The sequence below is a fragment of the Pseudomonas protegens genome, from assembly GCF_003363755.1.
Lineage (GTDB): Bacteria > Pseudomonadota > Gammaproteobacteria > Pseudomonadales > Pseudomonadaceae > Aquipseudomonas > Aquipseudomonas danubii.
This window is the reverse complement of the sequence record NZ_CP031396.1, coordinates 3,178,614-3,201,958: the sequence shown is the minus strand read 5'-3', so window position 1 is coordinate 3,201,958 and position 23,345 is coordinate 3,178,614. Positions and strand designations below refer to the sequence as shown.

Sequence of the window (23,345 nt, the reverse complement as noted above, 5' to 3'; positions counted from 1 at the left end):
CACCCGATAAGCGGACGATGAGAGCAGGGGTTGCGGCGCACCGGGGCCGGCGCGCGGACGCCCTGCATGATGGTACCGATTGCCTCGGGATGCCAGCGCGTCGACGCGCAGAATCGGCTGCTATGCTGCTTGGCACCCTGTTGCATCGACGCTGAGCGCCGCTTATCGGAGAGAGCCTGCCATGTCCCTGTCGCCATCCCTGAGCCAGTTACGCGAGCCCAACGCATTTCTCCACCGGCACCTGGGGCCCGATGCCGAGGAGCAGCAGGCGATGCTTGCCAGCCTCGGGCTGGGGAGTCGGATCGAGCTGATCGAGCAGACGGTGCCGCCGGGCATCCGCCTCAATCGCGCCCTGGACCTGCCACCGGCACTGGATGAGCAGGCGGCACTGGCCAAGCTCAAGGGGTATGCCGCGCAGAACCAAGTCTGGACCAGCCTGATCGGCATGGGTTACCACGGCACCCTGACGCCGACGGTGATCCTGCGCAACGTGTTGGAAAACCCCGGTTGGTACACCGCCTACACGCCCTACCAACCGGAAATCGCCCAGGGCCGACTCGAAGCCCTGCTGAATTTCCAGCAGATGACCATCGACCTCACTGGCCTTGATCTGGCCAACGCCTCCTTGCTGGACGAGGCCACCGCAGCGGCCGAAGCCATGGCCCTGGCCAAGCGCGTGGCCAAGTCCAGGAGCAATCTGTTTTTTGTCGATGAACACTGCCATCCCCAGACCATCTCCGTGGTGCGCACCCGGGCCGAGGGGTTCGGTTTCGAGGTGATCGTCGACGCTGTGGATAACTTGCCCGCGCATCAGGTGTTTGGCGCGCTGTTGCAGTACCCGGATACCCACGGCGAGATCCGCGACCTGCGGCCGTTGATCGATCAGTTGCATGCCCAGCAGGCCCTGGCCTGTGTGGCCACCGATCTGCTCAGCCTGTTGGTACTGACCCCGCCCGGCGAGCTGGGGGCCGATGTGGTCCTGGGCTCCTCCCAGCGCTTCGGCGTGCCCATGGGCTACGGCGGTCCTCATGCAGCGTTTTTCGCTTGTCGCGACGAGTACAAGCGGGCGATGCCCGGGCGCATCATCGGCGTGTCCAAGGATGCCCGCGGGCAGGTGGCCTTGCGCATGGCTCTGCAAACCCGCGAGCAGCATATCCGCCGCGAGAAGGCCAACTCCAACATCTGCACCGCCCAGGTGCTGCTGGCCAACATCGCCGGCTTCTATGCGGTCTATCACGGTCCGGCTGGCCTCAAGCGCATTGCCCAGCGGGTGCATCGATTGACCTGCATCCTCGCTGCGGGCCTTGAGCGCCACGGCATAACGCGGGTCAACCGGCACTTCTTCGACACCCTGACCCTGGAGGTGGGCGGCAGTCAGACCGCGATCATCGAGAGCGCCAAGGCGCTGCAGATCAACCTGCGGATTCTCGGCCGTGGCCAGTTGGGCCTGAGCCTTGATGAGACCTGTGACGAAACCACCGTGGCCCGGCTGTTGGACGTGTTTCTCGGCGCGGATCATGGATTGGACGTCGCCGAACTGGATGCCGAGGTGCTGGCCTCGGGTCTTCCTGACAGCCTGTTGCGCCGCAGCCCCTACCTGACGCATCCGGTGTTCAGCGCCCATCACAGCGAAACCCGGATGCTGCGCTACCTCAAACAACTGGAGAACAAGGACCTGGCGCTCAACCAGTCGATGATCCCCTTGGGCTCCTGCACCATGAAGCTCAATGCCAGCAGCGAGATGATCCCCATCACCTGGCCGGAATTCGCCAACCTGCACCCCTTTGCCCCTCGGGAGCAGGCCGTCGGCTACACCTTGATGATCGAGGAACTGGAGCGTTGGTTGTGCGCCATCACCGGCTTCGATGCCATCTGCATGCAGCCCAACTCCGGTGCCCAGGGCGAATACGCGGGGTTGCTGGCCATTCGTCGTTACCACGAGAGCCGCCAGCAAGGCGGGCGGCACATTTGCCTGATACCGGCCTCGGCCCATGGCACCAACCCGGCCTCGGCCCAAATGGCCGGGATGCAGGTGGTGATCGTCGAATGCGATGAGGCTGGCAACGTCGACCTGGAGGATCTGACGGCCAAGGCCCAGGCCGCCGGTGATCGGCTGTCCTGCCTGATGGCCACTTACCCCTCGACCCATGGCGTCTATGAAGAGGGCATCAGCCAGATCTGTGAAGTTATCCACAGCCACGGCGGCCAGGTGTACATGGACGGCGCCAACCTCAATGCCCAGGTGGGCCTGACTCGGCCTGCGGACATCGGCGCCGATGTCTCGCACATGAACCTGCACAAGACGTTCTGCATTCCCCATGGCGGCGGCGGGCCGGGGATGGGGCCGATCGGCGTGCGAGCCCATCTGGCGCCCTTTATCGCCAATCACCCGGTGGTGCCCATCGACGGGCCGCTTGCAGAGAATGGCGCGGTCAGTGCGGCGCCCTGGGGCAGCGCCAGTATCTTGCCCATCAGCTGGATGTACATCGCTCTGATGGGGCCGCAACTGGCGGATGCCAGCGAGGTGGCGATCCTCGCCGCCAACTACCTGGCCGCCCAGCTCAGCGGCGCCTTCCCGGTGCTCTATAGCGGGCGTAATGGCCGAGTGGCCCATGAATGCATCCTCGACCTGCGGCCGCTCAAGGCGCTGACCGGGATTACCGAGGAGGATGTGGCCAAGCGTCTGATGGATTACGGCTTTCATGCCCCGACCATGTCCTTCCCGGTGCCGGGCACGCTGATGGTGGAACCCACCGAAAGCGAGTCCAAGGCTGAGCTGGACCGCTTTGTCGAGGCCATGCTGAGCATTCGTGCCGAGATCGCCCAGGTCCAGGAGGGCAACTGGCCGGCCGAGGACAATCCGCTCAAGGGCGCTCCCCATACCCTGGCGGACATCACCGGGATCTGGGCGCGGCCCTACAGCATCGAGCAGGCGGTGCTGCCCAGTGGCCATGCCCGGGCCCACAAGTACTGGCCTGCGGTGAACCGGGTGGACAACGTCTACGGCGATCGCAACCTGTTCTGCGCCTGTGTCCCGGTGGCGGCCTATCGCTGAGTCCGCCTCAGTAGTGCTGGCGTAGCTGCGTGGGACGGCTGCCGTGGGCGCGGCCCCGGTGTGGCTGACTCTCCAGGGGATAGAGGTGCAGCAGCTCTTCTTCGCTGACCTGGTTGCTCAGGCCCAGCTCCAGCTCCGGGCAGTCCAGGTCCAGCCAGTCGCCGTGCTGCAGCTGCAGTTCGTTCTCACGCCGGCAGGCACTGTGGAACACGTAGTGGACCATGCCCGGTTGCAGGAACTGCTCATGCTGTTCGAGGAAGGCCTGGGAGTATTTGCGGATCGCCCACCAGTTCTGCAGATCGAGGCGATAGCTGAGGTAGGACAACTGCACGCCCTGGCGTTCAACCCGTACATTGAGTGACAGGCTGCTCTGCAGCTCGCCGAGGATCAGCGCCGGAGTGATGGCGCACTGGCGCAGGCGTGATTGTGCGCAGGAACTGGCGTCCTGGCGGCTGAGCAGCGGGTCATGGATGTCATGACCCAGGCTGAAGCCGACAAAGCGCAGTTGCTTGAAGTGGTCCACCAGATACACGCAGAACACGCCCGGCTGACTGCAAATGCTCAGGGCGTGATACGGGATCATCAGCGCCTCGCCGTCGGTCTTGAGCAGGCTGCCGTTGCCCTTGTAGAACCAGCCCTGGCGGGTGTTCGGGGTGTTCAGGCTGACCTCGCTGACCTGGGCCAGGAGGCTGTCGCTGGGTTTGAGTGGCGGACGCAGCGGCCCTTGCGGGTGTCCCTCGCAAGGCTGTTGCGGATGGGCTGGCAGGCTGCGCAGGTACTCGCTCCAATCCAGGTGCCGGCGGGCGCAGAAATGCAGGGTTTCGTATAACCCACCGTGTTCGGACAGGGCATGCATGCTGCGACCATTGTGCAAGTCGAACAGCCCGATGGCGCGCTGTTCCTTGTGGCAGACATCCAGCAACAGCAGGTAATCGTCCATGATTCTCTAGTCCTTCAGGGGCAAGGGGGCGGGGAGGATGGGCAGCGGCTCGGGGGCTCGCGTCCGGCGAGGTTCGAGCGCACTTTCCTTGAGCAGAAATGACATCAGCAAGCCGATCAGGCTGCCGCTCAGGGCCACGTACAGGATCGACGGCAGGCCGAAATGGCTGGCGGCAAACCCGGCCACGGCCGGGGACAGCCCGCCCCCGAGAATCTCGCCGAAACCCACGACAATCCCGGTCGCCGTCGGCAGCAGGGCCGGGGCCACGGATTCACTGGTCAGCGGGCCGACCGTCATGCAGATCAGGCTGAAATTGAAAAACGACAGCAGGAACAACAGCAGAAACAGCAGCCAGGGAATCGCCGGGCTGACGATCAGCAGGCCCACCAGGGTGCTGCTGGTCATGAAACAGGCCGATACCACCGGTTTGCGTCCGAGGCGGTCGGACATTCCGGGAATGATCAATTGGCCGATGAAACCGCCTAGGCCGATGGCCGAGATGACAAAGGCCATGGACAGGGTTTCCAGGTGCAGGTGGTCGGTCAGGTAACTGGGCAGCATGGCGCAGAGCACGAACTGACAGGTGAGGATGCAGAACATGATCAGGATGTTCAGGCTGACGTTGCCGCTCTTGAACGCCGCCAGCCAGTTGCGCCCGGCGCTGCCAGACAGGCCTGCGGTGGAGGGCGCCGGCAGCGGCCGGTAGACCTTCCACAGGTAGCCGGCCAGCAGCAGGCCCGGCAGGGAAATGATGGCGAACACCGCCCGCCACGAGCCGGAAAGCTGCAGCAGGTAGGCGGCGATCAGTGGCCCCAGGCACAGGCCGAGAATCGGGAACAGCGCCTGCTGGATACCCAGGTTCAGCCCGCGTCGGTCAGGGCGCGAGACTTCGTTGGTGACAATGATGCTGGTCGGGGTAAAGGCGCCTTCGCAGATGCCCATCAACCCGCGCAGGATCACCAGCCCCAGCACGCCGGTGGCCAGCGCGGAGAAGCCGGACAGCAGCGACAGCACGGCAATCGAGGCCACCAGCACGCGGCGGGTGCCCAGGCGTTCGATCACGCCGCCCATGCCCAGGGCGGACAGCCCCCAGGTGAAGGCCAGCGCGGCGGACAGGTAGCCCAGGTCCTGATAGTCCAGTTGCAGGTCGTGCATGATCACCGGAAACAGCGGCAGGATGATGAAGCGATCAAGCCCCACCAGCCCGAAACTCAGTGACAGCAACAGCACCATGGATCTTTCGTAACGGCTGTCGGCAGCCGTGGTTGGTATTCCAGCGTTCATCGCTCTGCTTCCTTGAAAACCATGAACCCGGCGCGGCGCGCCGTGAGGGTGCGGCCTGACGTTGCCTTACAGCCCGGCAACGTCAGGTCGGACAGACGCAGGTTTTCCCGTCAGGCGGTCCACTCACCGACGGCCATTTCCGCAGTGAAGCCTGGGCCGAAGGCTGCCAGCAGGCCGATATCGCCTCGATTCAGGTTGGAATCGAACTGCCGCTTGAGCACGTCGAACACCACCACGCTGGCGATGTTGCCGGCTTCCGAGAGGCTGCTGCGCGATTGCGAGACCCGGTTCGAGGCCAGGTCCAGGTGCATCACCAGCTCGTCGAGGATCTTGCGTCCCCCGGTGTGGAAGATGAAGAAGTCGTTGTGCGCGCAGTTCTGTTCGAACGTCTCGTAGTTGAGCTTCTCCATCACCGGCGCCACATCCTTGATGGAGTTCATCACCGCCTTGTCCAGGGTGAAGTGGAAGCCGGTGTCCTTCACGTCATATTTGATGTAGTGCTCGCTCTTGGGCAGGAAGAACGACTCGGTCTTCTTGATCTTGAAACCGCCGGCCTGGTCGTCGGCGCGCAGCACGCAGGCCGACACCGCATCGCCGAACAGGGCCGCGGAGATGAAGGCATGCAGCTTGGTGTCGTCTGGCTGATAGCACAGCGAAGAGAACTCCAGGGACACGATCAGCACATGGTTGCGAGCATCGAGCCGGGCGAAATCGTTGGCCCGGTTGATGGCCGCGGCCCCGGCCACGCAGCCCAGCTGGGCGATGGGCAGTTGCGCGGTGGAATTGGGCAGGCCGAGGTCGTTGATCAGGTGCGCGGTCAGCGACGGCATCATGAAGCCGGTGCAGGAGGTGACGATCACCATGCGGATGTCGCTGATCTGCAACCCGGCATTTTCGATGGCCTGGCGCGCCGCCGCCGACGACATCTGCCGGGCTTCACGCTCATAGACGATGCTGCGGTGGGTGAAGCCGGTGTGTACCGCCAGTTCGTCGATCGGCAGCACCAGATGGCGCTCGTTGACTTCAGTGTTGGCGATCATGCGTTTGGCCAGGGCCATGCGCGGATGGTCGGCGTGGAGGTTTTCCAGGTGATCAACCATCTGCTGTTGGGTGATCTTGTGTTGCGGAAACATGACGTGTGGAAGGCAAAGAGTAGACATGATGGGTCCTTGGCTCTAAGTAAGCCAATAAGTTAAGGGGTGGGGATAGTCCCCGTTCATAGGCACAGGAATCTGTAGGCCCTAAAGGAAATCAGGGCCTTAAGGCAACTTCGAGGCGTGAAGCGGCCGTTGATGTAACTTTTAAGTTGGATTTTATTTTAATGGCTAACTTCAAGGTGCCTTATATAAAGGCACCTTGAACAACAACTTATATATCCAGTACGAACTTATAAGCGTATTGCCAGGCCAGGTTGCTTTCGCGCACATGCTTGCGAATCACCATGCGCACTGGCGCGCCGACTTTCAGCTGCTGTGGATCGCAGACATCGACGATCTCCGAGGCAATCACCAGGCCGTCATCCAGGCGCACCATGGCCATGACGCGCGGCACGGTTTCGCCATAACCCATGGCGGCCAGGACCGGGTTCTCGGCGTGGGCCATGACTTCGATCTTGCCCGTGCGCTTGCAGCGGTAAGGCTTCACGCTCAGGGAATTGCAGGCGCCGCAGACGGTGCGCCTTGGGAAGAAGATTTCGTTGCACTCTTCGCACTGGCTGCCTTCGAGGCGGTACTTGCCGCCATGCTCGCGCCATTCGCGGAGCATGCTGGCAGTGGTCATTCTGTGGATCTGTTCTGGGTACATGGACATGGTCCGGGCTCCTTAGTCGTTCGAGAGGACAATCACTGAGTTGTGCGCCGCATAACCGCCAAGGTTCTGCGACACGCCGATGCGTGCGCCCTTGACCTGGTTGTCGGATTCACCCCTCAGCTGCCGGAACAGCTCGGTGATGTGCAGGATGCCGTCGCAGCCCGAGGCGTGGCCGCGGCCGATGTTGCCGCCGTCGGTGTTCAGTGGCAGTTGGCCGTCCAGGGCGATGCCGCCTTCGAGTACGAAGTCGCCGGCCTGGCCCTTGCCGCAGATGCCCATGGATTCCATCTGGATCAGCCCGGCGCCGAGCAGGTCGTAGACCTGTGCCACGTCGATGTCCTTGGCGGTGATCCCGGCTTTCTTGTAGGCAATTTCCGCGCAGGCGATGGAGTTGGCCGAGACGGCCATGCCCACGTCCTTGGGCAGGCCCGGGTGATGCAGGGTCGGATTGTGGAAGCGCGTGCCGAAGTAGTGTGAGACCCCGGTGTAGGCACAGCCGCGCACAAACACCGGCTTGTCGGTGTACTTGTGGGCCAGGTGTTCGGCCACCAGGATGGCGCAGCCACTGGCTTCGCCCCAGGCCAGCATCGAACCGCAGGCTTCGCTGTTCTTCAGCGCTTCCAGGGTGGGAATCGGCTGGCCATAGCGGGTGGCGGTCGGGGTGTTGTGGGCATAGATGCGCATCTGCCGGCCAAATGTGGCCAGTACATCAGCCTCGCGACCGGCGTAGCCGAACTTCTGGAAGTACTCGGCGGTGGCCAGGGCGAAGGCGTCGGTATGGGAGATGCCGAGGAAGTAATCGTATTCACATTCAGTGCTGGAGCCGATGTACTCGGCGTAGTTGAAGTGATCGGTCATCTTCTCGAAACCGCCGCACAGGACGATGTCGTACTCACCGGACGCGACCATCTGGTGACCCATCTGGAACGACACCGAACTGCTGGTGCAGTTGGCGGTGCTCATGAAGGTCGGCGCCGGGCTGATGCCCAGGGCGTCGGAAATGGTCGGCCCCAGGCCGCCATATTCGGAAATGCCTTCACCGTGATAACCATAGGCGACCCCCTGGATTTCCCGGGGGTGCATCTTGGCGTCCTTGAGGGCTTTATAGGCGGACTCGACGATCATTTCCTTGAACGTCTGCCGAACTCGTGAACTTCCGGGCTTCGGCGTATAGGCGGCCGAAACGATTGCAACACGACGTGCGCACATGTACATGCTCCTTGCGTAGACAGGCGTAATCAGAGGTAGGCGGTCAGGGCGTAGTCAGCCCGCAGGTACTTGAACTCGTACTTGATGGAGGTGCCGTAATCGACATAGGTCTTGGCTTCGAGCAGTTCGCGCAGGGGTGTGTTGTGCTTCTGGTACTGCTCGATGGCGTCGGTGACGGTCAGGGCAATGGCGTCACTGCCGGCCCCGAAACCATAGGACACCATGAGGATCTTCTGCCCCGGACGGGCCTGGTCCAGCACGTTGATCAGGCCGAGCAGCGGGCTGGCGGCGCCAGTGTCACCCACATCGCCGGCGTAGATCCCCGGTTCGATCTGCTTGGTGTTGAAACCCAGGTGCTTGCCCAGGGAATAGGGCGTGGACACCAGGTTCTGCTGGAACACCACGTAGTCATAGTCGGCGGCGCTGGTACGCAGTTTGGCCATCAGGCCCTCGGCGGCGCGGCGGGTCTGATCTTCCAGGCCGATGCTGTTCTTGTCCGAGCCCAGGCCCATCCCGGAACGAATGTAGCGATCGCCCTGGGGGCGGATGTTGTCGGCGATATCGGCTGCGCAGGAAAAACTGCCGTCAAACTCGGCGATGACGTTCTGATTGCCGATCAGCAGGGCGGCGGCGCCGGCTCCAGCATAGGACTCGGTCAGGTCGCCCGGCGCGGTGTTGCGGTTGATGGTGTCGGCGCCGATGGCCAGGGCGCTGCCGGTCATGCCGGAGGCCACCAGGGCCTGGCAGATCTGCAGGGCGGAGGTGCCGGACTTGCCGGCAAACTGCACGTCGGCGCAATAGGCGTCGTAACCGCTGCCGAGCATTTCCAGGATGATCGAAGCCGAGGCTCGTGAGTCGTAGGGGTTGGTGCAGGTACCCAGGTACAGGGCTTCGAGCTCATGGCCGGGGACTTTATCCAGGGCCCGTTGCGCCGCCAGCACACCGAGGGTGATGACATCTTCATCGGGCTGCAGCACGGCTCTTTCAGTGACGCCGAGGTTTTCCTCGACCAGCTTGAGCTCGGTGTTTTTCCAGACGTTGATCACGTCCTGGACTTTGAGGCGGCATACCGGAATACCCGCGCCATAGCTGACAATGCCTACTTTTTTCACGTTCATTTTCCTCTTGATTCCATTCTTTTTGAGAAAACTGGGTCGTGCCTGCTCAGAAGCACCCTTGAAACATGCGGAAAACAATTTTGCTGTCTGTCTCGTGGCGACACCGCATAAACCGGCGGCCCAGAGGAGGGGGACAGCAGACTCCGAATAGGGGAAAACCCACTCGAAAGCTGTTTTTCTTAACCTCTCTATGCTATGATACGGAACGTTTCGTTTAGTAATAATTTCAGACGATCTAGTCTCTTTTTGGGAAGCGGACCGCAGCCTCGAATCCGAGGGACTCGCAGTTGCAGGGCCTGATTTACTCAACCCTAATGAGATACTTTAAAAACTAGATAGATCGGTGCAAGAAGTTCATGATTCTTTTAAGAATGAAACGAAACGGACCGTTTCATTTCGATTCGGAGGAATCCTATACCCTGCGTTGCGTTTGTCAAGCGCCCTGCCTGGAGATTTTTTATTGTGGCTCGTACCCCATCTCGCAGCTCCATCGGCTCGTTGCGAAGTCCCCATACCCATAAAGCCATCCTCAGTTCCACCATCGAAATCCTTAAGGAATGCGGTTATTCCGGGCTTAGTATCGAGTCCGTCGCCCGCCGGGCGGGTGCCAGCAAGCCGACGATCTATCGGTGGTGGTCGAACAAGGCGGCATTGATCGCGGAAGTTTATGAAAACGAGAGTGAACAGGTCAGGAAATTTCCTGATCTCGGCTCGTTCAAGGCTGATCTCGACTTTTTGCTACGCAATCTCTGGAAAGTCTGGCGAGAAACCATATGCGGAGAGGCTTTCCGCTGTGTCATCGCTGAAGCGCAGTTGGATCCAGCAACATTGACCCAGCTCAAGGATCAATTCATGGAGCGCAGAAGGGAGTTGCCGAAAAAGCTGGTGGAAAATGCCATCAGCAATGGCGAGCTCCCCAAGGACACCAACCGTGAATTGCTGCTGGATATGATTTTTGGTTTTTGCTGGTATCGGTTGCTGACCGAGCAGTTGACGGCGGAACAGGACATTGAGGAGTTCACTTCTCTGCTGATCAACGGTGTTTGTCCTGATACGCCACGTTGATTCATTGCCAGCCATTAAGCCCTTGAGTTGTGCGGGCTTAATGGCTGTTGTTTCAGGCTGAAGTCGCGCCGAACTCCCGATACAGGTCCGGCAGGAAGCTGGCCAGATGATTGAACTCGCACATATCGTGCACGGCAAATTCATAGGCCAGGGTTTCCAGCTCGGCTTCGCCAAAGCCACTTTCCTTGAGCAGCGCCGATGTTTTTTCAGCTCCGGGAAAGCGGGCCATCGATGGGTGCGATCCGACCCAGTAACGGCTGGTCAGGTACATGCCGCCCGGCACCTCCTTGAACAGATGCACCATCAATGACACCGGCACCTCTGGGTGATCGGCCAGGCTCATCAAGGCACTGACGCTGCCGTCGATTTTCGCTTCGCGATACAGGTCAGGGTCAAGGCCCAGGCTGGCTGGTTCCTGAAAATCGATGTGCAAGTGCATCAGGCGATCGCCGACATACTCCGATGCGCAGAAAGTGTTGCCATACAGCCGCTCCTCGAAGCTCAAGGATTCGTCGCTCAGGCGCTGATGGTTCACGCAGGGGTTGCTGACATGGGCGTAGGGGAACCACAGGGTATAGCGCTCCGATTCCGCCGGGTGCCACATGAACCACCACTTGAACATCTGTGCGGTGCAGCCGGGGAAGAACTTGCGGCTTTGCACATAAGCCATCGGCCCCGGTAGCAGGGCGTAGCCGGACTCCTCACTGACGAAGTCCGGGTCGAGCAGACGATTGATGTCCTCGACGCTTGGGGTCAGGGTGTCTTTCAGGTCCATCGGGCCTTGTTGGATCTTGCGTACAGCGGACAGCGGCACGCGCATTTCCGAGCGGAAATACTTGGCGTAGGGCTTGTTTCGGATTGCCACCTGGTTACGCAGGAAGAGCTTCTGCATGGGCAGTGAGAAGTAGGTGAAGGGAGTCATGATGCGCGCTTCCATGCTGATATCCTTTGGCGTGAATTGACGAGTAGCCGCCACGTTCGTGCAATCCGCTCGCGGAGTTGAACGAGAAACTGGCGCTTTTTAGCTAAGCAGTCCATAAACAAAAGTCAAATTTGAATTTAACTTAGTGAGAGCGTCTATGGTCGTTTCCGCTTCCCCGCCGCCTGCTGCGGCCCGTGCGCCGCGTCAGGATGGCCAGGCAACTCGCCAGCAGATCCTGGAAACGGCTGGCCAGCTCTTTGCCGAGCTGGGGTACGCCAACACCACCAGCAAGCAGATTTGCGAAAACTCCAAGGCCAACAACGCCTCGGTCAACTATCACTTCGAGAACAAGGACGGCCTGTACCGGGCGGTGCTGCGCGAAGCCCACGATCGCCTGGTGCGGATCGAGACCATGATCAGCCTGAGCGAGAGCCAGGACAGTGCCGAAGACAAGCTGCGGGCGATCATCACTGTGCTGATCGAGGGGCTGAACAATCAGCGCGAGGGCTGGGCACTGAAAGTGCTGACCCGCGAGCTGCTGTCGCCTTCGTCGGTGCTGCCGGCGGTCCTGGAGGAGCAGGCGTTCCCCAAGGCGAAGATCGTGCGCACCATTCTCGGCCAAATCATGCACCTGTCGCCGGAAGATCCGGCCACGTTGCGCAGTGCCGTCAGTGTGTTCGCGCCCTGCCTGTTCCTGCTGATCGCCCATCAGCCGCTGGCGCGCAACGTACTGCCCGGCCTGGAGCTGGACCCGCCGGCCCTGATCGAGCACATGATGAGCTATGCCCTGGCTGGCCTGGCGGCGGTGGCCCGGGCTTCTGGCAGAGCCTAGCGTGTCATTCGGGCGAAAAAAAACGCCGACCCTGAGGTCGGCGCTTTCTGTCAGCCATCCCTGGGACGATCCTTACTCCTGTGCGACGGCGTTCTTCGCCAGGATCGCGTTGGCCAGTTCCATATCAGTGGCCTTGAGGCCGGGATTGTCGGCGCGGACTTTCTGCATGGCGGCTTCCAGGTACGGGCCGCGAATGCTGCCTTCGCTGGCGACGAAGCTGCCGGCGTCGTCCTGGGCGGCGACGATCAGCTTGTGATCCTTGAAGGTCAGGTAAGTGGAGCCGGTGGTGGCGCCGGAGGAAATGACGTTACGCCAGAAGGTGTCGGCCATTGCCGAACCAACGGGAAGAGAAAGCAGGGCAAGGGTGGCGACAGCTATTTTCAGACGCATGATGGGTGACTCCAACTGGGGGTTATCTGCACCGTTTGATTCTAGATACCCCAGCGGAGTTCCGTGACCCATCAGTCAAGGTTTTCGACCAGCAGAATGGCGCCTTCCTGGCCAATCACACGCACCCGGGCGCCCACAGGCGCGTCGGCGCCCTTGGCGATCCACACCCCATCGGCGACCTTGATCCGGCCACGGCCGTCAACGATCGCCTGATGCACCACGAAGGTCTTGCCGACCAGCTCCTGCCCTCGCAGGTTCAGGTTCGGCTGGTCGCTGGGGCGCACCACACTGCGTTGGCGACGCCACCAGTACAGGGCAGTCAGCACCGATAGCAGGCCGAACAGGAGGAACTGCAGCTCCCAGGTCAGGCCGGGAATCAGAAAGGTCAGGACCCCTACGGCGGCAGCCGCCAGGCCGATCCACAGCAGGTAGCCGCCGGCACCGAACACTTCGAGAATCAGCAATACGGTGCCCAGGGCCAGCCAGTCCCAGAACGATAGGGCGTGCAGGAATGCCAACATGGATCGGGCCTCAGACCTTCTTGCCGTCGAACGTGGCCTTGACGATTTCGCCAATGCCGCCCACGGCGCCGATCACCTGGCTGGCTTCCAGTGGCATCAGGATCACCTTGCTGTTGTTGGCCGACGCCAGCTTGCCCAGGGCATCGATGTACTTTTGCGCGACGAAGTAGTTGATCGCCTGGACGTTGCCGCTGGCGATCGCCTCGGATACCACCTGGGTCGCCCGGGCCTCGGCTTCGGCCTGGCGCTCCCTGGCTTCGGACTCAAGGAAGGCTGCCTGACGTTCACCCTCGGCTTCCAGAATCTGCGCCTGCTTCTTGCCTTCGGCGGTCAGAATGGCCGCTGCCCGCAGGCCTTCGGCTTCGAGGATCTGGGCGCGCTTGACCCGTTCGGCCTTCATCTGCCCGGACATGGCCGCCATCAGGTCGGCAGGCGGGCTGATGTCCTTGATCTCGATACGGGTGATCTTGATTCCCCAGGGCGCGGTGGCTTCGTCAACGGTTCGCAGCAGTTTCTCGTTGATGCCGTCACGTTGGCTCAGCATCGCGTCCAGTTCCATGGAACCGAGCACGGTACGGATATTGGTCTGCAGCAGGTTGCGGATGGCGTGCTCTAGGTTGTTGACCTCGTAGGCCGCCTGGGCGGTGTTGACCACCTGGAAGAAGCACACGGCGTCGATCTGCACCGTGGCGTTGTCGGCGGTGATGACTTCCTGAGGGGGAATGTCCAGCACGCTTTCCATGACGTTGATCTTGCGACCGATGCGGTCCATCACCGGAATGATGATGTTCAGCCCCGGCTTGAGGGTGTTGGTGTAGCGACCAAAGCGCTCCACTGTCCACTGGTAGCCTTGGGGCACGACCTTGAACCCCATGAACACCAGGGCCACCGCGAGGCCGACAAAAAGTAACAGTACGCTTCCGATCTGCATAACATTCACCTGTTCAGTCATTGCTCAAGGGCTCGAGGAGCACGAGTGTACGGCGGTGTCCGGCCCGGCGCCGGCATACCTTGGTCCTTGCATCATCAGGACACACATCACTGGCGCGATTCGGGCACGCCGCAAGGTTCAAAGCTGGAAGCGGGTGACCGAGGTTTGCAGGGTCGCCACAGAGTTTTCCATCTGCTCCACCGTTTGGGTCAGCTCACGCATGGCCTGGCTGTTGCGCCGGGCTACCTGACTGATCATCTCCACCCGTTGCGCCACTTCGCTGCTGGCCTTGGACTGCTCGCCGATGGTGTGGGAAATCTCTTCCACCATCAGCGCCGAACGTTGGGCACCCTGGCGAATCTCGTTGATCGAAGTCCCCGCCTGCTGGGCCATGTGCACCCCGTCGCTGACCCGGCTGACCCCGGTTTGCATGCTGCTCACTGCTTGCTCGGTGGTTTCACGGATGCGCTCGATCATGCCGGTGATCTCCCGGGTGGATTGCGCGGTGCGCGCCGCCAGGTTGCGCACCTCGTCGGCGACCACGGCGAATCCGCGTCCGGCCTCGCCGGCCCGGGCCGCTTCGATGGCGGCATTCAGGGCCAGCAGGTTGGTCTGCTCGGCGATGCCATTGATCACCTGGATGATCGAATGGATCTCCTCCGAGGACTGGCCCAGGGCGGTGATGCTCTGGGACGACTGGTTCACCGCCTCGGCGATGTGGCTCATGCCGTCCACGACCCCGAGGATCACCTGGCCGCCGCTGCCGGCCAGGGACTCGGACTGGGCGGCAATGCCCTGGGCGTTGCGGGCGTGCTCGGCGACCTGGGCAATGTTGCTGATCATCTGCTCCATGGCTGCTGCCATGTCGGTGGCGCCGTCGGCCTGCTCGGTGGCGCCGTCGGCGATGCCCAGCGAGGTGTCGCTGAGGCTGTGGGAACGCCCCCGCAACTCCTCGCTCTCATGGCGGATGGTGGTGATCATCTGCCGCAGGTTGTCCTGCATTTCGCCAAGGGCCTGTTGCAACTGGCCGGCTTCGTCCCGGCTGTCGACACTGATGGGCATGGTCAGGTTGCCCTGGGCGATGGCCCGGGCCGTGGCGACGGATTTTTCCAGGGGCTTGAGGACCCGGATGAGCAACTGGCGGGTCAACAGGCACAGGGCCAGGGCGGCAATCAGGCTGCCGCCGATCAGCCACCAGGCGGCTTGGCGTACGGCGGTTTCACTGTCTGCGCTGGTCTGTGCGGTAGCGGCTTCGATCTTGCTGCTCAGTGCCGAGTTGCGGGTCTCCACTTCACTGAAACGCTGAGAAAACTCCGGCATTTGCAGGCGCGCGGTCTGGGGGGCCTTGAGGGCCTGTTCGGCGATGCTTTCGGCCGCATGAATGTAGCTTTCCAGGACTGGCTGCAACTCGCTGATGGCATCGCGGATATCCGGCGCCAGGGGCAGCCGGGCGTTTTCCGCCAGGGCCTTGCGGAACCAATCGCCGTGTTCGCGCAGACTGTTGCGCACCTCCTCTGCGGCCGCGCTGTCGCCAGGCTGGCTGCTCAGAGCCTCCAGCACATCGGCCCGCAGGGCGTCGTGCATCATGTCGGCTTCCAGGTGATTGCGCAGGGCACTGGCATTGACTTCATTGTCATGCAGGGCCTTGGCCAGGCGTGACTGTCCCCAGAGGCCGAGGCCGGCTACCAGGGCAATGGCCAGCAGGCTGAGAACCCCGGAGGCGATCATGTTGTGACGAATATTCATGCCTGGCTTCCTGCTTGTCTTGGCGGTGGTTAAAGCGTAGCCCAGCACTTGGGGTTCGCCTCCGGGCGAGCGGGGTCTGGTTACTGGTTTTCGCTTTGAGGTGTCACCCGCAGCACTTCCTCCAGGCTGGTCAGGCCATCGGCAAGCTTTTGTGCGGCGGCCAGGCGCAGGCTGCGCATGCCGTCGTCGCAAGCCTGGCGACGCAGGCTGGCGAGGTCGAGGTCGTCTCGAACAAGGGCTTTGAGCGGGGTACTCAAGGGCATGATTTCGTAGACGCCGGTACGTCCGTGATAGCCGGTGCCACGGCACTCTGCGCAGCCCACGGCCTTTTTGCTCAGGGGCGGGAGCGGCAATTGTCGGGGGGAGGTCAGGCTCTGCCAGTCATCCGGGGCGAGGGCGGCGGGCGCCTTGCAGTGGGGGCACAGGGTACGCAGCAAGCGTTGGGCCATGACGCCGATCAGGGTGGCCTTGATCAGATAGTGAGGCACTCCCAGTTCCAGTAGGCGGCTGATGGCTCCGGGGGCATCGTTGGTGTGCAGGGTGGAGAGCACCAGGTGCCCGGTGAGTGCAGCCTGGATAGCCATTTCGGCGGTCTCCAGGTCGCGGATCTCGCCGATCATGATGATGTCCGGGTCCTGGCGCATCAACGCACGCACGCCGCTGGAAAAACTCAGGTCGATATTGTGCTGCACCTGCATCTGGTTGAACGCCGGCTCGATCATCTCGATCGGGTCTTCGATGGTGCACAGGTTGATCTCGGGGCTCGCTAGCTTTTTCAAGGTGGTGTAGAGGGTGCTGGTCTTGCCCGAGCCTGTGGGGCCGGTCACCAGGATGATGCCGTGGGCCTGCGCGGTCATGGCTTGCCAACGGTTCAAGTCGTCGGCGCCGAAGCCCAGCTGATCGAAATCCTTGAGCAGCACCTGCGGGTCGAAGATGCGCATCACCAACTTTTCGCCAAAGACCGTGGGCAGGGTCGAGAGCCGCAACTCGATCTCGCTGCCTTCTGGAGTACGGGTCTTGACCCGGCCATCCTGGGGTTTGCGTTTTTCCGCGACGTTCATCCGTCCCAGGCTCTTGAGGCGGCTGACGATGGCCAGGGTCACCTGGGGTGGGAACTGGTAGACGCCGTGCAGCACCCCGTCGATGCGAAAGCGCAGGGTGCCGTGCTCGCGGCGGGGCTCGATATGGATATCGCTGGCCCGTTGCTGGAAGGCGTACTGAAACAGCCAGTCGACGATGTTGATGATGTGGGCGTCGTCGGCATCCGGCTCCTGGTCGCTGGCCCCGAGCTTGAGCAGTTGCTCGAGGTTGCCCGGGCCGCTTGTCCTTTGCTCGCTGCTGGCCCCGCTGACCGATTTGGCCAGGCGATAGAACTCCAGGGTCAGGCGCTGGATATCCACCGGGCTGGCCACCACCCGGTGGATCGAGCGCTTGAGGACATGGGCCAGATCGGCCTCCCAGGCGCTGACATAGGGCTGGGCGCTGGCCACGGTGACGCTTTGGGCATCCACCGCCACGGCGAGGATCTTGTGCCGCTGGGCGAAGGCGCAGGACATCAGCGGGGTGATGCTGGCGACGTCGATCTGCAACGGGTCGATGCGCAGGTAGGGCTGGCCGGCGCGCCGGGCCAGCCACGCGGTGAGGCTGTCCAGGTCCAGATGCTGGCCGGGACGCTGCAAGTCCGGCAGATGCTGACTGGCAATCAGTTCCAGGGGATGCAAGGGGGGGCTGGTGCCATGACGTCGGATGCTGAGGGCCTGTTCGGCGGCATCCTGGCTGATGCGGCCCTGGGCCAGCAGTTCACGCAGCAGCTCACTGAGGTCCAGCCAGTGATCCTGGGCAATGTGTGCGGCAGCCATGGGGGCTCCTCGGGGCTGTTGTCCAGACGCGGGTCTCTGACCACAAATGGCCAAGAATAGCCCCGCCAGACTGGGCCGCCGCCTGCCAAGGGTTGCAGGGTTTTTCCGGCCTCAGCCAGCGGCCTGCAGTTGCGCCGGCTCTGCCCGTTCCAGTTCTACCGAGCAGACGCTGATCAGGTTGCGCAACTTGTCGCCGATCACCCGAGCCCGGTGCCAACTCAGGCCGTCGAGTTCCACGTCGATGTGCAGCGTGGCGTCTTGCTGGATCACCGTGACCCGCTGGGGCACCAGAAATTGCAGGGCGAAGTGGTTGAGCACCCGACACAGGACATCGGCTTCGGCCTCGGCCGTCATCTGATAGTGCACGCGACAGTGGACATTGTTCTGGTTCCAGACATCGGCGCGGGATGATTGGCCAGGGGCGGGTTCGAGATGGGGCATGGCAGTCTCCAGATCAGTGGAGAAATTTTTACATTCGGTTTCGGGTATTTCTTATCTAAGATTGAGCGGAATTCATGAAAGTAGAATTGTTTGATTCAAGTTTTTATAGATAAGGGAATTTATTATGCATAGCGAGCTGGACGCCTACGACCGCCGGATACTCGCGTTGCTGCAAGAGGACGCGTCACTTTCCAGTGCGCAGATTGCCGAACAGGTGGGCTTGTCCCAGTCACCGTGCTGGCGGCGGATCCAACGCTTGAAGGAAGAGGGGGTGATCCGTGGCCAGGTGACCTTGCTTGATCGCAAGAAGATCGGCCTCAACACGCAGATCTTTGCCGAGATCAAGCTCAACGCCCACGGACGCTCCAACTTCACCGAGTTCACCGAGGCGATTCGCGGTTTTCCGGAGGTGCTGGAGTGTTATGTGCTGATGGGGGCGGTGGATTTCCTGCTGCGCATCGTGACCGCGGACATCGAAGCCTATGAGCGGTTTTTCTTCGAGAAACTGTCCATGGTGCCCGGCATTCAGGAGGTGAACTCGATCGTTGCCCTGTCGGAGATCAAGTCCACCACCAGCCTGCCGGTACTGCGCTGAGGGGGCGGCTTACATGCGCAGCAGGGTTTTCCAGGCGCGGTTCTGGAACACCGCGATGGCCTGTTGCTTGCGGGCATCGAGGGCTTCGTCGGTAATGGGCTCGTTGGCCAGTTGTGCCAGCTTGTTCAGTTCACCGTAGAGGCGGTCCAGCTCCGGAATGTCCAGCGCGGCGCGGGCGTGGTGCAGCCAGGCCTGGATACGTTCGATCCGCGGCAACTGCTCGGCCAGATCTTCCGGCTGCTGCTGGTAGCGCGGCAGTTGCAGGGAGGTCGCTTCCTCGGCCAGCAGGCGTGGCAGCCAGCTGCCCAGTTGCGCAGCACCCTGGCGGTTGCCACGGGTGTTGCGCTCGGCGGTCCAGGCTCGGGCCAGCAGCCAGCGCGAGGTGTTCAGGGAGAACAGGCCCCAGCGTACGTCCTGCAGTTCCTCGATGAACTGCTCCGGCGCGGCTTTGCGCACGTCTTCATCGTCGAGGCCGGCTTGTACCAGCGGACGCCAGTCTTCCAGCAGGGCATCCAGGGCGCTACGCAGCTCAGCGGTGGATTGGCGTGGCGCCGCTTGGCCCAGGCTGCTGGCCAGAGCTCGCAGCTCGGCGAGGTTATCCACCCAGTCCTGCAGCAGGCGCCAGTGACCGTTGAAGCGATACTGTTCGGCCAGGCGCTGGCTGCTGCCCAGCAGGTGCCAGGCCAGGGCGGCGAAGGCATCGTCCAGTGGAGTTTCGGCGCTCAGTTGTGGCGCCGGCAGGCTCAAGGAGTAGCTACCGGCATCGAACAGGCGATAGCCACGCTCGGCCTTGCTGATGTCGCAGGGCATCAGGGGCAGGGTGAGGGCCAGCTCCGCCGCCAGTTCCAGCAGAGCAGCGGGTTCGCCTTCACGCAGTTCCAGCTCCAGCTCGCAGATTTCTTCCTTGTGCTTGCCGGCGATCACCTGGCCCAGGTCCAGGGCCGCCTCGATCACCACTTTGGCCTTGCCACGGCCCCAGGCGATTTCCGCGCGTTCACGGACAAAGTCGGTGGTGAACAGCGGCTTGAGGGTCTTTTTGTCCAGCTCGGCCAGGGCTTCGGGCCAGCATTCGCCGTCGAGTTTTTTCACGTCGAGCTTGGCTTTGGCCAACGACCAGTCGTACTCGTTGCGCTCGGACAGGCCGGCAACGCTCTGGCCGCTGGTCTTGAGGGTCTGGATCACTGCGTCACCGTCACGACGCAGGCGCAGGGCGACTTTGGCCCGGGCCAGATCGCGCTCTGGGGTGTCGAAGTACTGGTTCATCAGCTCACGGCGTTCCCAGCCACTTTTGTTGCGTTTTTTCAGTAGCGGGTGCTCGCGCAGGGCGGCGAGGGTTTCGCGGCTGACGCGGAGTTTGATTTCGGTTTCTTTCTGCATGGCCGGAAAATCCAGGATCGGGAGTGCAGCCGGGGGAAGAGTTGGCTGCCAAGGCCGTGCAGTGTACAGGACCAGGCGCCCGGAGGCGCCACGACGGTTCCTTCCTCTCACGAGATGCCTCTATGATGGTCCTCATCTTGGGATTTGCGGAGCCAGTTCATGCCATTGCCGTCCATGAAAGATCAGTTCGCTGCACTGATCGCCGCGCCGTCGGTGAGCTGCACTCAAGCTGCGCTGGACCAGTCCAACCGTCCGGTCATCGACTTGTTGGCCAGTTGGCTTGGCGACCTCGGTTTTGCCTGCGATATCCAGCAGGTCAGCCCCGGCAAGTTCAATCTGCTGGCCAGCTTCGGTAGCGGTCCCGGTGGCCTGGTACTGGCCGGGCACAGTGATACGGTGCCGTTCGATGCCGCTTTATGGCAGACCGATCCGCTGAAGTTGACCGAGGTCGACGGCCGCTGGGTCGGTCTGGGCAGTTGTGACATGAAGGGCTTTTTCGCCTTGATCATCGAAGCGGTGCGACCGTTGCTGGAGCAGCCATTCAAGCAGCCGCTGCTGATCCTTGCGACCTGTGATGAAGAAAGCTCCATGGCCGGTGCCCGGGCCCTGGCGGAAGCCGGGCGGCCCCTGGGGCGCGCGGCGGTGATCGGCGAGCCCACGGGCCTCAAGCCGATCCGCCTGCACAAGGGGGTGATGATGGAGCGCATCGATATCCTCGGGCGCAGTGGTCATTCCTCTGACCCGCGCCTGGGGCGTAGCGCTCTGGAGGCCATGCACGACGCCATCGGCGAACTGCGGGGGTTGCGGCTGCTGTGGCAGCGCGAGTACCGCAATCCACAGTTCAGCGTGCCGCAACCGACCTTGAACTTCGGCTGCATCCACGGTGGCGACAACCCCAACCGTATCTGCGGCCAGTGCTCCCTGGAGTTCGACCTGCGTCCCTTGCCGGGCATGGACCCGCAAGTGCTGCGCGAGGCGATCCGGCAGAAACTTCAACCCATTGCCGAGCGGCATGAAGTGCAGATCGACTATGCGCCGCTGTTCCCTGCGGTGCCGCCGTTCGAGCAGCCCGAGGACGCTGAGCTGGTGCGGTTGGCGGAGCGGCTTACCGGGCATCGTGCCGAAGCAGTAGCGTTTGGCACTGAAGCGCCTTATCTTCAGCGCCTTGGCTGCGAGACGCTGGTGCTGGGCCCGGGCGATATTGCCTGCGCCCACCAGCCTGGGGAGTACCTTGAAATGTCACGCTTGCAGCCTACTGTGCAGTTGCTACGAGAGTTGATTGAACATTACTGCCTGACGCCGGCCCAATTTCAGTAAATTACCGTCGTCCTGATCCGTACCCATGAGGAGAGTAAGCGTGTTGCCAAGCCTGTTCCGACGATAACCATCAGCCCGCTGTGCGTTTTCCGTTTCGTCCTTTTATAGGCTGCTTTTTATTTACAGGCTCAGGTTCATGCCCGAATACGTCAATTGGCTCCGCCACGCGTCTCCCTATATCAACGCTCACCGTGACTGTACCTTCGTGGTCATGCTCCCCGGCGACGGCGTTGAGCACCCCAACTTCGGCAATATCGTCCACGACCTGGTGCTGCTCCACAGCCTGGGGGTTCGCCTGGTGCTGGTGCACGGTTCACGGCCACAGATCGAAGCCCGTCTGGCGGCTCGCGGTCTGGCGCCCCATTACCATCACGGCCTGCGGATTACCGACGCGGCGACCCTGGAGTGCGTGATCGACGCCGTGGGCCAGTTGCGCATTGCCATCGAGGCGCGTCTGTCCATGGACATGGCCTCCTCGCCCATGCAGGGCTCGCGGTTGCGGGTCGCCAGCGGCAACCTGGTGACGGCCCGTCCGATCGGCGTGCTGGAAGGTGTCGACTACCACCACACCGGTGAGGTGCGTCGGGTCGATCGCAAGGGCATCAATCGCCTGCTGGACGAGCGCTCCATCGTGCTGCTGTCGCCTTTGGGGTATTCGCCCACTGGCGAAACCTTCAACCTGGCTTGCGAGGACGTGGCCACTCGCGCCGCCATCGATCTGGGGGCCGACAAGCTGCTGCTGTTCGGTGCCGACCCGGGGCTGCTGGATGAAAACGGCAAGCTGGTGCGCGAGTTGCGCCCGCAACAGGTTCCGGCCCACTTGCAGCGTCTGGGCAGCAATTACCAGGCCGAACTGCTGGATGCCGCTGCCGAGGCCTGTCGTGGGGGTGTGGGACGTAGCCACATCGTCAGTTATGCCGAAGATGGCGCCCTGCTGACGGAACTTTTTACCCGTGATGGCGGCGGCACCCTGGTGGCCCAAGAGCAATTCGAGCGGGTGCGCGAGGCGGCGATTGAAGATGTCGGTGGTTTGTTGGATCTGATCAGCCCGCTGGAAGAACAGGGCATCCTGGTACGGCGCTCCCGGGAGGTGCTGGAGCGTGAGATCGAACAGTTCAGCGTGGTCGAGCGCGAGGGCATGATCATTGCCTGCGCTGCCTTGTACCAGATTGCCGACTCCGACGCCGGCGAGCTGGCCTGCCTTGCGGTGAACCCGGAGTATCGTCATGGCAAGCGCGGTGATGAACTGTTGGAAAGGATTGAAACCCGGGCCCGTGCTCAAGGGTTGAAGACTTTGTTCGTCCTCACTACCCGCACCGCCCACTGGTTTCGCGAGCGGGGTTTTGTGCCCAGCAGCGTCGAACGTCTGCCGTCGGCCAGGGCCTCGCTGTACAACTACCAGCGCAATTCGAAGATCTTCGAAAAGGCCCTCTGAGTCCATTTCTGTTCTGCAATACACAGCGCCTCGACCCCAGGATCGAGGCGTTGTCGTTTTCTGCACATGTCAGAAAAATTTCATTTCGACACAAAAACTGTAACAAATTGACGGGAGGATAGGCTCTTAGCCATGATGCGTCGCTTTTTCGATCCTCCATGACGTTTTACGCCTCTGGCGCGGGGAGGACCTTGAAGGGCTGAATCGGGGAAAAATTTTCAGAAATAAGCTTGCGAGTGCCTAGGCCGGGACTCTCGGCTTTACAGTGGCTAGCGTTATTCCTGAAAAGCATGAAAAAGGACTAAACAATTCTTTTTGGGTTTATGAGTAATTCATTACCCTGCATGGACCAAATCACTGCGATTAGACCATGGTCGTAGACATAGATAGTTACGATTGACTTGTCGGTCACGGTCTGGCGCTAATCGCGCATCTGTGGCACCCGGGCGTTCGATCTGGGGCCAGGAACCACAAGAATTAGAAACGAGAGGAGCGAAAC

The 23,345-nt window shown here is 61.9% G+C and carries 20 protein-coding genes; 6 read left to right on the top strand and 14 right to left on the bottom strand.

Annotated elements, in window-relative coordinates; all coding sequences use genetic code 11:
- Positions 1-181 precede the first annotated feature (181 nt).
- The gene (gene gcvP, locus DWF74_RS14385; protein ID WP_115581176.1) at positions 182-3,055 is read left to right on the top strand and encodes an aminomethyl-transferring glycine dehydrogenase; all 2,874 of its coding nucleotides are present in this window, start codon (positions 182-184) and stop codon (positions 3,053-3,055) included.
- Positions 3,056-3,062: 7 nt separating this feature from the next.
- Here gcvP and DWF74_RS14380 read toward each other — a convergent pair whose 3' ends face one another.
- From DWF74_RS14380 to DWF74_RS14355, 6 genes are all read right to left on the bottom strand, one after another.
- Positions 3,063-3,995 carry a fumarylacetoacetate hydrolase gene (locus DWF74_RS14380; protein ID WP_115581175.1) on the bottom strand — a complete coding sequence of 311 codons (933 nt, stop codon included), beginning with the start codon at positions 3,993-3,995 and terminating at the stop codon, positions 3,063-3,065.
- Positions 3,996-4,001: 6 nt separating this feature from the next.
- Positions 4,002-5,279: an MFS transporter gene (locus DWF74_RS14375; protein WP_102862174.1), complete on the bottom strand. Its 1,278-nt coding sequence runs from the start codon at positions 5,277-5,279 to the stop codon at positions 4,002-4,004.
- Positions 5,280-5,389: 110 nt separating this feature from the next.
- A complete protein-coding gene (locus DWF74_RS14370) occupies positions 5,390-6,439 on the bottom strand; it encodes a type III polyketide synthase (protein WP_115581174.1) in 1,050 nt (349 codons plus the stop codon).
- A 208-nt stretch (positions 6,440-6,647) separates the two neighbouring features.
- Positions 6,648-7,088, bottom strand: coding sequence for a Zn-ribbon domain-containing OB-fold protein (locus tag DWF74_RS14365; protein WP_102862172.1), 441 nt, complete (start codon positions 7,086-7,088; stop codon positions 6,648-6,650).
- A gap of 12 nt (positions 7,089-7,100) precedes the next feature.
- Entirely contained in the window at positions 7,101-8,297 is a 1,197-nt protein-coding gene (locus tag DWF74_RS14360) for a thiolase family protein (protein ID WP_102862171.1), read from the bottom strand.
- Positions 8,298-8,326: 29 nt separating this feature from the next.
- Positions 8,327-9,415, bottom strand: coding sequence for a hydroxymethylglutaryl-CoA synthase (locus DWF74_RS14355; RefSeq protein ID WP_102862170.1), 1,089 nt, complete (start codon positions 9,413-9,415; stop codon positions 8,327-8,329).
- A 462-nt stretch (positions 9,416-9,877) separates the two neighbouring features.
- On the opposite strand from DWF74_RS14355, the gene DWF74_RS14350 reads away from it, so the two are divergent.
- On the top strand, positions 9,878-10,480 hold the full coding sequence (locus DWF74_RS14350) for a TetR/AcrR family transcriptional regulator (protein WP_102862169.1): 603 nt from the start codon (positions 9,878-9,880) through the stop codon (positions 10,478-10,480).
- A 52-nt stretch (positions 10,481-10,532) separates the two neighbouring features.
- Here the strand turns inward: DWF74_RS14350 and phlG are convergent, their stop codons facing one another.
- Positions 10,533-11,417: a 2,4-diacetylphloroglucinol hydrolase gene (phlG, locus tag DWF74_RS14345; RefSeq protein WP_115581173.1), complete on the bottom strand. Its 885-nt coding sequence runs from the start codon at positions 11,415-11,417 to the stop codon at positions 10,533-10,535.
- 142 nt (positions 11,418-11,559) lie between these two features.
- On the opposite strand from phlG, the gene DWF74_RS14340 reads away from it, so the two are divergent.
- Positions 11,560-12,234 (top strand): TetR/AcrR family transcriptional regulator, encoded by a 675-nt coding sequence (locus DWF74_RS14340; protein ID WP_102862167.1) that lies wholly within the window; start codon positions 11,560-11,562, stop codon positions 12,232-12,234.
- A 72-nt stretch (positions 12,235-12,306) separates the two neighbouring features.
- On the opposite strand, the gene DWF74_RS14335 is transcribed toward DWF74_RS14340, so the two are convergent.
- The 6 genes from DWF74_RS14335 to DWF74_RS14310 form a co-directional block, all read right to left on the bottom strand.
- On the bottom strand, positions 12,307-12,624 hold the full coding sequence (locus tag DWF74_RS14335; RefSeq protein ID WP_016966055.1) for a DUF2388 domain-containing protein: 318 nt from the start codon (positions 12,622-12,624) through the stop codon (positions 12,307-12,309).
- 71 nt (positions 12,625-12,695) lie between these two features.
- A complete protein-coding gene (locus DWF74_RS14330; protein ID WP_115581172.1) occupies positions 12,696-13,145 on the bottom strand; it encodes an NfeD family protein in 450 nt (149 codons plus the stop codon).
- A gap of 10 nt (positions 13,146-13,155) precedes the next feature.
- Entirely contained in the window at positions 13,156-14,076 is a 921-nt protein-coding gene (locus DWF74_RS14325) for an SPFH domain-containing protein (protein WP_102862164.1), read from the bottom strand.
- Between the two features lie 138 nt (positions 14,077-14,214).
- A complete protein-coding gene (locus tag DWF74_RS14320; RefSeq protein WP_115581171.1) occupies positions 14,215-15,822 on the bottom strand; it encodes a methyl-accepting chemotaxis protein in 1,608 nt (535 codons plus the stop codon).
- Positions 15,823-15,902: 80 nt separating this feature from the next.
- A complete protein-coding gene (locus DWF74_RS14315; RefSeq protein WP_115581170.1) occupies positions 15,903-17,681 on the bottom strand; it encodes a GspE/PulE family protein in 1,779 nt (592 codons plus the stop codon).
- A gap of 111 nt (positions 17,682-17,792) precedes the next feature.
- The gene (locus DWF74_RS14310; protein ID WP_102881221.1) at positions 17,793-18,122 is read right to left on the bottom strand and encodes a hypothetical protein; all 330 of its coding nucleotides are present in this window, start codon (positions 18,120-18,122) and stop codon (positions 17,793-17,795) included.
- A gap of 124 nt (positions 18,123-18,246) precedes the next feature.
- Between DWF74_RS14310 and DWF74_RS14305 the strand changes: the two genes are divergently transcribed.
- Positions 18,247-18,717 carry an Lrp/AsnC family transcriptional regulator gene (locus tag DWF74_RS14305; protein ID WP_065902318.1) on the top strand — a complete coding sequence of 157 codons (471 nt, stop codon included), beginning with the start codon at positions 18,247-18,249 and terminating at the stop codon, positions 18,715-18,717.
- Positions 18,718-18,726: 9 nt separating this feature from the next.
- Here DWF74_RS14305 and DWF74_RS14300 read toward each other — a convergent pair whose 3' ends face one another.
- Entirely contained in the window at positions 18,727-20,094 is a 1,368-nt protein-coding gene (locus tag DWF74_RS14300) for an inorganic triphosphatase (RefSeq protein WP_102862160.1), read from the bottom strand.
- A gap of 159 nt (positions 20,095-20,253) precedes the next feature.
- Here DWF74_RS14300 and argE point away from each other — a divergent pair, with 159 nt between their 5' ends.
- Together argE and argA are read left to right on the top strand one after the other, a co-directional pair.
- Positions 20,254-21,411 (top strand): acetylornithine deacetylase, encoded by a 1,158-nt coding sequence (argE, locus tag DWF74_RS14295; RefSeq protein ID WP_115581169.1) that lies wholly within the window; start codon positions 20,254-20,256, stop codon positions 21,409-21,411.
- Between the two features lie 136 nt (positions 21,412-21,547).
- The gene (gene argA / locus DWF74_RS14290) at positions 21,548-22,846 is read left to right on the top strand and encodes an amino-acid N-acetyltransferase (RefSeq protein WP_102862158.1); all 1,299 of its coding nucleotides are present in this window, start codon (positions 21,548-21,550) and stop codon (positions 22,844-22,846) included.
- Positions 22,847-23,345 lie beyond the last annotated feature (499 nt).